This is a genomic window from Candidatus Afararchaeum irisae, assembly GCA_034190545.1.
GTDB lineage: Archaea > Halobacteriota > Halobacteria > Halobacteriales > Afararchaeaceae > Afararchaeum > Afararchaeum irisae.
In genome coordinates this window covers 1-11,929 of sequence record JAXIOF010000116.1, presented here as the reverse complement: position 1 = coordinate 11,929, position 11,929 = coordinate 1, and the positions used below count along the sequence as shown (strand labels likewise).

Genomic DNA, 11,929 nt, shown 5'->3' with positions numbered 1-11,929 from the left:
AGTCTTTATACACCGGAGCATGACCCACGACGGCTCAGGCTCACGTTCGACAGTGTACAGACTCGCCTTCATCGTCACGGAACTCGTCCTCGGATCTCTGGAGGAAGTCTCAGAGGAGTACCGCGAGATAAAGAAGGTTCTCCGTCTCGTGAGATACGCAGTCTACGGAGTCGTAGCACTCGTCGGAATCGGCGTCGTCTTCGAGGTCATCTGGATTCTCGTGGGTCTGAGACGTCTCTTCTCGGGACTCTCTCTCGGTCTCTCGGGTTCTCTGGTACCGGCTGCCATCGGCTTCGTCGTGGGATACGTCGTCTGTCTCGTCACAGTCACCGTGTTCAGTATAGCGAAATAGAGTTTATGGGAGACATATACCTCAGGAAACGAGACGGTATATGTACTTCTCATAGCTCTCACGGACGTTGTCACCCCACTGATGGGTGTAGGTCTCGATTATGTCTCCGCCGACATCTCCCCTTAGGTACTTGACGAGGGCGTCGTCTCCTGAAGCCTCTCTGAGATGGGTCGTGAAGAAATGGCGGCAGTAATGTGGGGTGACGTTCTCTTCGAGCCCCCTGCCTTTCTCCCACCAGCCGTAGGGCTGGGTGTACTTCCTCATCAGGGAAGAGACCGCCTCAGGGCTGAGACTTCCCGTCTCGGACGCCCTGCTGAGAGAGACGAAGACGGCGTCCGAGTCATTCTCGGGACGCACACGCAGCCATCTCACGAGCTCTTTCCTGAGCTCGTCGTCGATGGGAATCAGAGTGTCACGCAGACGTTTGTTTCCGTCTCTGTCGCTAACGACAAGGAGCGAGTTCCGACTCAGACGCGCGTTTGCACCCAGACCGAACTCATCGTTGAGGTCAGTAGTCAGTGAGATGTCTTCGAGTTTGAGGTTCGAAAGCTCACCCGCGCGCATCCCCGTCTTGAAGAGGGTGACGAGTATACATCTGTCCCTCGGATGGTTGACTGTCTTGAGGAAATTGGAGACCTCGGCGACAGAAAGCTCACGTCTCTGGGGATTCTTGTCTATTCCCTCGCTCATCTCCTCAGTGACGAGAGCCATCGGGTTGTTAGAGTGGGGGAACTCGTCCGCCTTGACGAGATAAGAGTAGAACCTGTGGAGATACGAAGCGTAAGTAGAGACCGTCGACGCTGAGAGTCCCCGACTACGGAGTTCGGAGATATAGCCCATGCAGTCACGTCTCGAAGCACGTGAGTGGTGGGTGTCAGTGAAGTCATCGAAGTCACGCAGAACACGTTCGTACTCGTAAAGAGTCGACGACGACTTGCCGTATGCCTCCATGTCGTCGATGAAGTAGGAGATGAAGTCATGGTTCTCAAGACCCTCGACTTCGTCGAGCGGGTCTTGGGTGCCTATCCTACGCATCCGTCCTCCTATATGCGTTTCTCATGGGGTCGTACTCGACGACCTCCTCGTCGAGTAGTGTCTGGAGTGCCTCATATACCTCCGACTCGGAGTACTCCATCGACTCGGATATCCCGTCTACGGTGACATAGCCCTCGTCGAGAGACGTATAGACATCTATGGGATCAGCCGACTCAGGATGTGACTCAATCTCCTCGATTCTGTCTCTGAGAGCCTGAATCTCTCGGTTCGCCGAGACGAGATCCGAGTCCTCGTACCCCTCGGGCGCAGTATCCTTGTGCATCGACCTCCCCGCAGTTACCATCATCTCTACGAAACGGCTGAGTGTGGTATCGAGGTTTTCGGCGTGTTGTTTCCAGACCTCCTTCGTCTCGTGACTCACATACGTAGTCACGGGCTCGCTCTTGAGACCGTTCTCCCAGTCCTTTTCGTTCGACTTCGAGGTGTCTGACATCAGACCCATCTAACATTAGACAGTTAATATATCTTTGTCAGACGTTAGGTAGAAGAAGAAGAGTCAGTTGCCTTTGTTCTGCTTGTAGGTTTCGAGGAGTTCGTCGGCACTCTCCGCTTCCACGGTTTCCTCGCCGTCGTACGACTCCGTGGTGATTATCTCGTCCTCATCGGTCTCTATCTCTCCCTGCTGATTCTCCTGTTCACTCTCGTCATAAGATCCAAACCCCATCTGTTTTCACCGTATACACGTATCTTCTCTATACAGTAAGTAGTTGGGAAATACAGAGAGTCTGTATAGCGGAATAAGATTTATGTAGCGTCTATCTGCCGTGTATAGGGGCAGACAGACGAGCCAGTCTCTCAGAGAGTTTGGCACAAGAATTCGGTAATTCTCAAATACGGATTATCCATCTCGACACCGTCGAACCCCCTACTGATAGAGGTCGAAAACTGGTTTTACGAGACCGGGGAGATTCAGAAATTGGTACCTCGAAGTTGGGTGTTTCCGAGGCTTCACGGTAAAGCAAATCAAAGATCTACGTACTTGGTCGTGAATCCTCGGTTCACGAGACCTATGATTCGCGGATCTCAGAGGTTCTCCGACACAAACCCCTATCTAATGTTAGAAGTTGGGTTAAACCAGTACTTAGTGTCCTAAGATAACTTCCTAATATTAGATATTACGGTTAAACAGCACAAAGTACGGATTAGACACAAGTAGAGAAAGAAGCTCAGAGTCAGGGGACACGAGTAGAGAAAGAGGTTCAGAGTCAAGGGGTCAGAGGTCAGAAAGGAGTTAGAGGAGAACTCGAACTGTATCAGCCACGTACAGTCTCTATAACGTCTTCGACGGCAGGGAACTCCGTCTTCGGGTAGGTACGTGAGAAGTAGCTTACGAGGTTGTTGAGATCACGTCTCAGAAGCTCTTCGGCGTGTGGATGGTGTGTCTCGACAGTCTGAGGCCAGTCGAAGATCCATATCTGACTCCCCGAGACGAAGATATTGTACTCGCTTATGTCTGCGTGTACGTAGCCACTCTCCCAAGCTTTCGACAGCTCGGCTACGACGGCGTCGAAGACGACACGTGGCTTGTCAAGGTCGGCTCTCCTGAGTTCGATCCCCTCCATACGTTCGAGGAGAACGGCGTGTCTGCTGTGGTCGACTGGCTTAGGAACGGAGACATCGGGGTGGAGGTCGACGAGTGCGTCGTACTCCTTCTCGGCTGCCTTCCTCGCAGTGTACATCCAGCTTACGTGGTGTTTGTCAGCTGTGTACTCCCTGTGACGGTCGACCTCACGGAAACTCGAGTAGCCCTCACGGTGGAGCTTGACCACGAGGTTAGTGTCGTCGTTCTTACACTCGTAGACGACGCTCTCCTTCCCCTCGCCGACCTTCGCACCCATCGCAGTAAGCTGATCGGCTTTTACGAAGCTGTTGAGAGCGAGTACGTCGTATCCCGCGAAGAGAAGCTGGTATCCCCTGTACTGAACCGTCTCACCCCTTATTAGCTCTCTGTCCTCAAGTCTGCTGATACGGTACTCGGTCTCCTCGGGTGGAAGACGCGCGAGACCCGCGATCTCGGACTCGGGAACCCACTCCGAGGACTTCATGCCTCTCTCGACTGCGTTGAGAACGCGTATGTCCTTGTCCTCAAGCTGAGTGAATACGGGTGCTATGTTACGAGCCACAGCCGGATTTATTCGTCGAACCGTATAGAGAGTTCGGAAAGACGACGGCTGTGGCTCGTTTAAATCCTATGCCGCTATATAGAAACGGGCTTCAGTAACACGGAGATGCGACACACGTCTGACTTAGATATATAACCTCAGAGTCCGCGGTGGAAACCGGTGCGTTACACAGTGACACAGTATATAACGAGAAGACGTTTCGTCGGAGTAGTAGCCACATCAGCCACAGTCTCAGTCGCAGGATGTTCGGGCGGTGGAGGTCAGAAGAAGATAGACATCGGAGACATAGAGTACGTACACGAGAACGAGGGAACACCCAACGAGACTATGGCAGTCACGGGCGTCGCCGAGAACGTGATCGGAGGTAGACTCAACGACGTGAGTATCGTAGTCGAGTTCACCAACAGCAGGGGTACTGTGCTCGGCGAGTCCGAGACATCGAGGTCTACGCTCGAAGCAGGAGAGACGTGGGAGTTCAGGGTCGAGTTCCCCGAGAAGGGCGAGAAAGCCGCAGAAGTCTCGTCGACATCAGTAAAAGCCGTCGTTTAAATTAAATAACGCTATATGAAAACAGTCGTAGTAGGACTCGGTGGAAACGCAGTCCTCAGAAAAGGAGCGGAGGGGACTGTCGAGGAACAGAGGGAGGAGATTAGGAAGACTGCGTCCGAGATAGCGAGTCTGATAGAAGAAGGGCACAGAGCCGTAGTGACACACGGAAACGGTCCACAGGTGGGAAGTCTGATGCTCCAGCAGGAGGGGTCTGAGACTCCCGGGATGCCCCTCGACGTGTTGGTGGCGGAGACACAGGCACAGATAGGCTACCTCCTTCAGCAGGAGCTCGACAACGCAGTTGAGACCGACTCGGAGTTCGTGACGTTTCTCACACAGACTGTCGTAGATCCCGACGACACCGCCTTCGACAGCCCCACGAAGCCCGTGGGACCGGATTACACCGAGGAAGAGGCGCGCGAGAAGGAGTTCGAGACCGTGAAGACGGGAGACACCTACAGAAGGGTGGTTCCGTCCCCCGACCCGGTCGAGATAGTCGAGTCAGACGAAATTACGAGAGCCGTCGAAGCCGGCACGCACGTCATCTGCTGTGGGGGTGGAGGAGTACCAGTCGTGAGGGACGGAGGTCTGAGAGGCGTCGAGGCTGTGGTCGACAAGGACAAGACGTCGAGTCTTATGGCTACGTGTCTCGACGCCGAGGTGTTCGTGTCGGTCACAGACGTTGAGTACGCCTATCTCGGATACGGAACCGATGACGAGAGACGTATAGAGGAGATGACCCCCGAGGAAGCCAGACGACATATACGAGAGGGGGAGTTCGGAGAGGGTAGCATGATGCCCAAGGTAGAAGCGTGTGCCGACTTCGTAGAGAGGGGCGGAGAGAGAGGTGTGATAACGACCCCTGAGGGTCTCTCGGCGGCTATCGAAGGCGGAAAAGTAGGGACTAGTGTGTCGTCTTCGAAGTTCGAAAAGAAGTCTGAGACTGACTGATGCCTATGAAACTGAGTGAAATATATAGTTCAGTATGTTGTCACTGTTTCAGTTGAGAGTGGGAGTGACAGAAGGGTTTTGGTCTACGTACTGCGTTTTCGTCTTCGTAGAAGACTTTACGAAGTTCGTAAGCTTCATGTTCTAAGCCGACGTCTCGTCTGTAAGAGACGATGGACGCGACTGACCGTAAGATACTCGAAGTACTCAAACACGACGCACGCAAGCCCTTCACAGAGGTAGCCGAGGAGGTCGGAACCTCGGAGGGTACAGTGCGCAACCGCGTCCGGAGCCTCAGAGAAGAAGACGTGATACGCCGTTTCACGGTCTCGACGAGTGTCGGAAACGTACGCGCTATGATAGAGGTCGAGGTCGACATAGACGTCGAGACTTCGAAGGTCTCGGACGAGATAGTCGACTGGGAGGGCGTAGACTTCGTCTGGGAGATCAGCGGAAACGAGGATCTCATAGTCGTAGTCGACGTCTCAGATACCTCGGAGGTCAACGACCTCGTGACGCGGCTGCGTAAGCTCGACGAGACCGTCTCGACACGAACACGTCTTATACTAGACGAGAAAATATAGATATACAGGTGACAAGAATGACACAGAAAGTAGAATGCCCCGTATGTGGAGCAGAGGTAGAGCCAGAATGGGAGGTAGAGCGCGGAGAGATAATAGACTGTACCGAGTGCGGTGCTGAGCTTGAGGTCGCAGACACAGATCCTCTCGACCTCATAGAGGCACCCGAACTCGAAGAGGACTGGGGAGAGTAGTTAGATGAAGGTCGGCTTCCTTTATTCCCGTATACGTAAGGACGAGAAGCTACTCCTCAACGAGCTGAGGGACAGAGGACACGACGTCGTCAAGATAGACACGCGCGACGTCTCTCTGGGACTGAGCGGAGCATCGGGGATCGAGGGAGCTGACGTAGACGTAGATGTAGAAGACCTCGACGTCGTCGTCAACCGTGCGATAAGTTACTCGCGCGGGCTCTACTCGGTGAGGTTCTTCGAGTCGTACGGAGTGCCGACCCTCAACGGATATGAGGTCTCACGCGTCTGTGGAAACAAGGTCGAGACTTCGCTCGCTCTGACTGAGAACGGCGTGCCGACCCCCGAGACGAGAGTGGCGTTCACCATCGACTCGGCACTCGATACTATAGACGAGATGGGATACCCCGTAGTAGTCAAGCCCGTTATAGGCTCGTGGGCACGTCTCTTGGCGAAGATAAACGACCCCGAGTCGGCGGAGGCAGTCCTCGAACATAAGGACGTCCTCGGTCATTACGAGCACTCTGTCTTCTACATACAGAACTACGTCGACAAGCCGGGACGTGACATACGTGTGATCGTAGCCGGAGACGAGATCGTGGGAGCGATCTACCGTTCGAGCGACGAATGGATCACGAACGCCGCGAGAGGGGGCGAGGCTTCGAACTGCGATGTCACCGACGAACTCGAAGAAGTCGCCCTCGACGCAGCCGAAGCAGTCGGTGGAGGCGTCTTAGGGGTCGATGTAATGGAGACCGACGACGGATACACTGTCCACGAGGTCAACCACAGCTTAGAGTTCAAGGCACTCACCGAGGCGACCGGAATAGACGTCGCGTCGGAGTACGTCGACTACATAGAGGAGAATTATGATTCAAGCTAGCATCATAGGCGGAAGCGGATACACGGGCGGAGAGCTTCTCCGTCTTCTCGTAGAGCATCCCGAGGTAGAGGTCAGCCAGGTCACGTCACGGTCTTACGAGAGGGCGACAGTCGAGACTCTACATCCCAACCTCAGGGGGAAGACTAACCTGAGGTTCACGAGTCCGGACGACCTCGAAGAGGTAGATGTCCTCTTCACAGCAACTCCCCACGGCTACACGATGGAGGAGCTTCCCGACCTCCTCGAATACGGCGAGAAGATAATAGACCTCAGCGGCGACTACCGTCTCGACGACCCCGCCGACTACGACAGATGGTACGACCCGCATCCCAACACGGATCTTCTCGACGACGCCGTATACGGGATACCCGAGCTCTACAGGGAAGATATCCGCGACTCCGACCTCATCGCCGCGCCGGGCTGTAACGCGACTGCGGCGATACTCGGTCTCTATCCTCTCGTCGAGGAGGATATCGTGGACGAAGACGACAACGTCGTACTAGACGTCAAGACGAGTTCGAGCGCGGGAGGAGCGAGCGCGAACAAGGCGTCGCACCACGCCGAGAGGTCAAGGACGGTACGTCCGTACGCTCCGACGAGCCATAGACACCAGGCGGAGATCACCCAGGAGACGGGGCTCGACGTGAGCATGACCGTCCACGCCATAGAGCTAGTGCGTGGAATAGCGTCGACGGCACATGTCTTCCCCGAGGAAGACGTATCAAAGGCTGACCTCAAGAGAGCCTACAAGTCGACCTACTCCGACGAACCCTTCGTACGTATAGCCAACTCGCGCCGCGGTGTCTACAGATACCCCGAGCCGAAGATAGTCGAGGGAACCAACTACTGTGACGTCGGATTCGAGATCGGAGATGGTCGCGTGGTGGCGTTCTCCGCGATAGACAACATGATGAAGGGAAGCGCGGGAACCGCTGTGCAGGACATGAACATCGCGTTCGGATTCGACGAGACAGCCGGGTTAGAACACACGGGACTACATCCAGTATGACATTCGTAGTCAAGATAGGTGGCACGAGCGGCGTAGATCCCGAGAACGTCCTCGACGACTTAGCCGGTATAGAAGAAGACAGCTTCGTAGTCGTCCACGGTGGAAGCGGTGTAGTCGACGGGCTCCACGAGAGGCTCGGAACCGAGCCGACGTATGTCACGAGCGCGTCGGGAGTCAAGGGACGTTTCACAGACGAGGACTCGATGGAGATCTTCAAGATGGCTATGCCCGGTCTCGTAAACACCGACCTCGTCGAGGGGCTCCAGTCACGCGGTGTCGACGCAGTCGGTCTCTCGGGAGTCGACGGACGTCTTCTAGAGGGGGAGAGAAAGGACACCGTGATAGTCAAGGAAGACGGCAGGAAGAAGGTCATGAGAGGGGATCACTCGGGCAAGATAGAGAAGGTCAACGACGAACTCCTCTCTATGCATCTCGACGCCGGCTACACCCCCGTAGTCTCGGTTCCCATGATCTCGTACGAGGGTACGGCTGTCAACACAGACGCCGACAGGTCGGCGGCGGCAGTCGCGGGAGCACTCGGAAGCCGTCTCGCCATACTCTCCGACGTCCCGGGTCTTCTGCGTGACCCCGACGACGAAGACAGCTTGATCGAGGAGGTCGGCTACGACGAGATAGACGACGTCATAGAGAAGTACGCCGAGGGTAAGATGAAGAAGAAGGTCATGGCGGCGCGTGAGGCTCTCGACAAGGGAGCGACCGAAGTCGTCTTCGCATCGGCGAACGTAGAGTCACCCGTGACTCAAGCACTCGAAGGAAACGGAACTGTATTCACTAATAAGAATGACTGACGACAGCCAGGAGATAATTCAGAGGGAGAAGAGATACGAGGGAGTCTTCTCGAAGAAGCCCATAACCGTGGAGTCGGGTGACGGCGTCTACGTCTACGACCACGACGGAAACGAGTACCTCGACTTCGGAGCGTCGTACGGAGTGATGGCGGTCGGACACTCGAACCCCGAGGTAGTCGATGCGATAAAGGAACAGGCGGAGAGATTCACCTACACACAGGCTTCGTACGCCACCCCCGAGAGAGGAAAGCTGATGGAACGTCTCGTCGAGATCACGCCCGAGGCTCTCGACAAGGTCTTCCTCACGAACGCCGGAACCGAGGCGAACGAGACCGCTATCAAGTTCGCGAGGGGGTCGACTGACGACGACAGCCGGAAGGTAGTCGCCGCGAAGAGAGGTTTCCACGGACGTACTTACGGCTCTATATCGGCGACGTGGAAGTCGAAGTACAGGGAGCCCTTCGAGCCCGTCGTCCCCGAGTTCGAGTTCGCGTCTTACAACGACGTAGACGACCTCAAGGAGACTGTCGACGACGAGACTGCGATGGTACTCCTCGAACCCATACAGGGCGAGGGCGGCATATACCCCGCCGACGAGGAGTACTTAGAAGCGGCGCGTGACCTGTGTGACGACCACGGCGCTTACCTCGTCTTCGACGAGATACAGGCGGGTCTCGGAAGGACGGGTGAGATCTGGAGCCACGAGCATTACGACGTCACCCCCGACGCTCTGACGACGGCGAAGTCGCTCGGAGGGGGCACTCCGATAAGCGCAGTCGTCTACACAGAAGAGATGGCGGAGATACCGAAGGGAAGCCACGGCGGAACCTACTGTGGAAACCCCGTGACCTCGGCGGCGGCACGTGCGTCTCTCGACTACATAGTCGAGAACGACCTCGCCGAGAACGCGAAGAAGATGGGGGAACGTCTCACCTCGGGGATAGAAGGACTCGACTCAGACAGGATAGTCGACGTACGTGGGAAGGGTCTGATGGTCGGCGTCCAGGTCAGGGGAAGAAGCGGACGGTACCTGTCTCAGCTTGCGAAGAACGGCATACTCGCACTCTCGGCGGGTGTCAACGTGATACGGTTCCTTCCCCCCCTTACTGTCGAGGAAGAACACGTCGACAGGGTAGTCGAGACGATCGAAGAAGTTCTGTAATATAAATACAAGAAGATGACATCCGTCTCATTATCTTCCGACGAGGAGATTGAGTTCTTCAAGGGATTCGTAGAGAGATACAGCCCGTCAGAGAACGAGGGCGAGGCACGTGACTACCTACTCGAAGAGCTTCCAGAGATGGGGTTCGAGGTCGAGACCGACTCGGTAGGGAACGTCATAGCGAGTGTCGGAAACACAGAAGACGAGAGTTCCGACGAGATACTCCTCACGAGCCACATGGACACGGTTCCGGGAGAGATTCCCGTGAGCATAGAGGGTGGTAAGATGTACGGACGCGGGACTGTCGATGCCAAGGGTCCACTCTCCTCGATGATACTCGGAGCGGCGCGCCACGCCGAGACTGATACCGACAGACGTATCACCGTCGCGGCAGTCGTCGAGGAGGAGAAGTCAGGACGCGGAGCGCGGTACCTGTCACAGAACCGCGAAGAGCCCGACTTCCTCATAAACGGCGAGCCGTCGGGCTGGGACACGGTAACACTCGGATACCGTGGCATACTCCGTCTGCGTTACCGTGTCACCGGGGAGGTTATACATACAGCACGTCCGGGTGTTAATGCGATAGAGGACGTCATCGATTTCTGGAACGCCGTCAAGACAGTCGCTGACGACGAGGACGGCTTCCGGAGTTTACAGGCTAAGCCCACCAACATAGAGTCCGACTCCGACGGCTTCGAACTCAGGTCGGAGCTCCGTGGCAACATACGTATACCTCCGAGCCACTCTGTCGACGAACTCAAGAGCGAAGTCAGGGAACACGTCGGAGACGGCGACCTCTACTTCGGAGAGTCGACGGAGCCCGTTATGGCTGACAGATCGAACCCCGTCGTGCGTGCCTTCACGCGGTCGATACGTGACGAGGACGGCGACATGGGTCTCTCGGTCAAGACGGGGACGAGTGACATGAACGTCTTCGCCGAGTCGTGGGACTGTCCGATGGTGACCTACGGACCCGGCGACTCGAACCTCGACCACACCCCCGACGAACACATAGAGATAGCCGAGTTCAGGAACGCAGTCGACGTGATAGAGAACGCCGTGGATAATCTGGCGTAGCTTCTGGTTCCCGCTCTTGCTCTCGTATCTACTCCATCCATTTCGAGATATTCAAACCGCTGGGCGACGTACCGCCTACATGGATAAAGACGACTCTGACTCCCGTGAACACGTCCTTCCCGGGACTGACGAGGAGATCAGTACCCCCGACGTACGTGGATACGACTTCCGTGGCGAGTTCGACTTCCGTGAGATGCTCGATGCTTACGCTACGACGGGGTTCCAGGCAACCCAGCTAGCAGAAGCAATTGATATCGCCGAACGTATGCAGGAAGAGGACGCGACGGTCTATCTCACGTTTACCTCGAACATCATCTCGTCGGGGCTACGTGAGACAGTCGCTTATCTCGTCCGAGAGGGGTACGTCGACGTCGTTATCACGACTTCGGGATCGCTGACCGAGGACGTCATCAAGACCGAGATGCCGTTCAAGATGGGAGAGTGGGAGACAGACGAGGAGGAGCTACGTGAAAAGGGCATCAACCGTCTGGGAAATATCTTCGTCCCGTCGGATCGGTACGTCTGGCTGGAGGAGTACCTCTACGACTTCTTCGACGACTTCTTCGCCGAGGAGAAGGTCAGGACACCCACCGAGTTCGCTCGTGAGCTCGGCGAGACCCTCGACGACGAGGACTCAGTTCTCAAACAAGCCGCCGACAACGACGTCCCCGTCTACTGTCCCGCTCTGACAGACGCCGAGGTCGGCAACTTCCTCTACTTCTACCGGCAGAGCTACGACTCGGAGGTCGGAATCGAGATACTCGACGACTACGACTCGCTCATCGAGGACGGCTTACTCGCTGAAAAGACGGGTCTGATCGCGGTCGGGGGCGGAGTCCCGAAACACCACGCCATAATGACCAACCTCTTCAGAGGCGGAGCCGACTACGTCGTCTACATATCCACGGGAATGGAGGGCGACGGATCGCTGTCGGGAGCACCACCCAACGAGGCTGTCTCTTGGGGAAAGATAAAGGAGGAACAGACCAACTACACACAGGTCGAAGCAGAGGCGACACTCGTATTCCCTCTACTCGTTGCTAGCGCGTTTAAGAAGTAGACTCACAGAACTGCCTTGCTTCACCTCCTCGGAGTATGACAGCATGAGAGAAATTCTACTCGGCACCCGAGACAGTCTACAGAGATACAGCGAGAGTGCCTCGGGGTCTTCAAAAAGCAGAGCTTTTTG

Annotated in this window: 15 protein-coding genes; 11 read left to right on the top strand and 4 right to left on the bottom strand. The window is 55.8% G+C overall.

The window, feature by feature from the left end; all coding sequences use genetic code 11:
* Positions 1–19: 19 nt before the first annotated feature.
* Positions 20–352, top strand: coding sequence for a hypothetical protein (locus SV253_10275; protein ID MDY6776435.1), 333 nt, complete (start codon positions 20–22; stop codon positions 350–352).
* A gap of 21 nt (positions 353–373) precedes the next feature.
* Here the strand turns inward: SV253_10275 and SV253_10270 are convergent, their stop codons facing one another.
* The 4 genes from SV253_10270 to SV253_10255 all read right to left on the bottom strand — a co-directional run bounded on the left by SV253_10270 (position 374) and on the right by SV253_10255 (position 3,531).
* A complete protein-coding gene (locus SV253_10270; protein MDY6776434.1) occupies positions 374–1,387 on the bottom strand; it encodes a tyrosine-type recombinase/integrase in 1,014 nt (337 codons plus the stop codon).
* Complete coding sequence (locus tag SV253_10265) at positions 1,380–1,841, bottom strand: hypothetical protein (protein MDY6776433.1); 462 nt, start codon at positions 1,839–1,841, stop codon at positions 1,380–1,382. Before SV253_10265 ends, SV253_10270 begins: the two co-directional genes overlap by 8 nt.
* A gap of 63 nt (positions 1,842–1,904) precedes the next feature.
* Positions 1,905–2,072: a DUF5786 family protein gene (locus SV253_10260; GenBank protein MDY6776432.1), complete on the bottom strand. Its 168-nt coding sequence runs from the start codon at positions 2,070–2,072 to the stop codon at positions 1,905–1,907.
* Positions 2,073–2,661: 589 nt separating this feature from the next.
* Positions 2,662–3,531 carry an RIO1 family regulatory kinase/ATPase gene (locus SV253_10255; GenBank protein ID MDY6776431.1) on the bottom strand — a complete coding sequence of 290 codons (870 nt, stop codon included), beginning with the start codon at positions 3,529–3,531 and terminating at the stop codon, positions 2,662–2,664.
* 159 nt (positions 3,532–3,690) lie between these two features.
* Here SV253_10255 and SV253_10250 point away from each other — a divergent pair, with 159 nt between their 5' ends.
* The 10 genes from SV253_10250 to SV253_10205 all read left to right on the top strand — a co-directional run bounded on the left by SV253_10250 (position 3,691) and on the right by SV253_10205 (position 11,800).
* Entirely contained in the window at positions 3,691–4,080 is a 390-nt protein-coding gene (locus SV253_10250) for an FxLYD domain-containing protein (GenBank protein ID MDY6776430.1), read from the top strand.
* Between the two features lie 15 nt (positions 4,081–4,095).
* Entirely contained in the window at positions 4,096–5,031 is a 936-nt protein-coding gene (arcC, locus tag SV253_10245) for a carbamate kinase (GenBank protein ID MDY6776429.1), read from the top strand.
* 170 nt (positions 5,032–5,201) lie between these two features.
* Positions 5,202–5,612: an Lrp/AsnC family transcriptional regulator gene (locus SV253_10240; protein ID MDY6776428.1), complete on the top strand. Its 411-nt coding sequence runs from the start codon at positions 5,202–5,204 to the stop codon at positions 5,610–5,612.
* A 17-nt stretch (positions 5,613–5,629) separates the two neighbouring features.
* Positions 5,630–5,803 carry a lysine biosynthesis protein LysW gene (gene lysW, locus SV253_10235; GenBank protein MDY6776427.1) on the top strand — a complete coding sequence of 58 codons (174 nt, stop codon included), beginning with the start codon at positions 5,630–5,632 and terminating at the stop codon, positions 5,801–5,803.
* Between the two features lie 4 nt (positions 5,804–5,807).
* The gene (gene lysX, locus SV253_10230; GenBank protein MDY6776426.1) at positions 5,808–6,683 is read left to right on the top strand and encodes a lysine biosynthesis protein LysX; all 876 of its coding nucleotides are present in this window, start codon (positions 5,808–5,810) and stop codon (positions 6,681–6,683) included.
* Positions 6,670–7,692, top strand: a complete 1,023-nt coding sequence (gene argC, locus SV253_10225; GenBank protein ID MDY6776425.1) for an N-acetyl-gamma-glutamyl-phosphate reductase — start codon at positions 6,670–6,672, stop codon at positions 7,690–7,692. Before lysX ends, argC begins: the two co-directional genes overlap by 14 nt.
* Positions 7,689–8,501 (top strand): acetylglutamate/acetylaminoadipate kinase, encoded by an 813-nt coding sequence (locus SV253_10220; GenBank protein MDY6776424.1) that lies wholly within the window; start codon positions 7,689–7,691, stop codon positions 8,499–8,501. Before argC ends, SV253_10220 begins: the two co-directional genes overlap by 4 nt.
* Positions 8,494–9,663 carry an aspartate aminotransferase family protein gene (locus SV253_10215; GenBank protein MDY6776423.1) on the top strand — a complete coding sequence of 390 codons (1,170 nt, stop codon included), beginning with the start codon at positions 8,494–8,496 and terminating at the stop codon, positions 9,661–9,663. Before SV253_10220 ends, SV253_10215 begins: the two co-directional genes overlap by 8 nt.
* A gap of 15 nt (positions 9,664–9,678) precedes the next feature.
* Positions 9,679–10,740, top strand: a complete 1,062-nt coding sequence (locus SV253_10210; GenBank protein MDY6776422.1) for a [LysW]-lysine hydrolase — start codon at positions 9,679–9,681, stop codon at positions 10,738–10,740.
* 79 nt (positions 10,741–10,819) lie between these two features.
* Entirely contained in the window at positions 10,820–11,800 is a 981-nt protein-coding gene (locus SV253_10205) for a deoxyhypusine synthase (GenBank protein ID MDY6776421.1), read from the top strand.
* The last annotated feature ends 129 nt before the right edge of the window (positions 11,801–11,929 follow it).

Coding starts and splice junctions, on each gene's coding strand:
- SV253_10275 (MDY6776435.1), top strand. CDS start 20: ATGACCCACGACGGCTCAGGCTCACGTTCGACAGTGTACAGACTCGCC.
- SV253_10270 (MDY6776434.1), bottom strand. CDS start 1,387: ATGCGTAGGATAGGCACCCAAGACCCGCTCGACGAAGTCGAGGGTCTT.
- SV253_10265 (MDY6776433.1), bottom strand. CDS start 1,841: ATGTCAGACACCTCGAAGTCGAACGAAAAGGACTGGGAGAACGGTCTC.
- SV253_10260 (MDY6776432.1), bottom strand. CDS start 2,072: ATGGGGTTTGGATCTTATGACGAGAGTGAACAGGAGAATCAGCAGGGA.
- arcC (MDY6776429.1), top strand. CDS start 4,096: ATGAAAACAGTCGTAGTAGGACTCGGTGGAAACGCAGTCCTCAGAAAA.
- SV253_10240 (MDY6776428.1), top strand. CDS start 5,202: ATGGACGCGACTGACCGTAAGATACTCGAAGTACTCAAACACGACGCA.
- lysW (MDY6776427.1), top strand. CDS start 5,630: ATGACACAGAAAGTAGAATGCCCCGTATGTGGAGCAGAGGTAGAGCCA.
- lysX (MDY6776426.1), top strand. CDS start 5,808: ATGAAGGTCGGCTTCCTTTATTCCCGTATACGTAAGGACGAGAAGCTA.
- argC (MDY6776425.1), top strand. CDS start 6,670: ATGATTCAAGCTAGCATCATAGGCGGAAGCGGATACACGGGCGGAGAG.
- SV253_10220 (MDY6776424.1), top strand. CDS start 7,689: ATGACATTCGTAGTCAAGATAGGTGGCACGAGCGGCGTAGATCCCGAG.
- SV253_10215 (MDY6776423.1), top strand. CDS start 8,494: ATGACTGACGACAGCCAGGAGATAATTCAGAGGGAGAAGAGATACGAG.
- SV253_10210 (MDY6776422.1), top strand. CDS start 9,679: ATGACATCCGTCTCATTATCTTCCGACGAGGAGATTGAGTTCTTCAAG.
- SV253_10205 (MDY6776421.1), top strand. CDS start 10,820: ATGGATAAAGACGACTCTGACTCCCGTGAACACGTCCTTCCCGGGACT.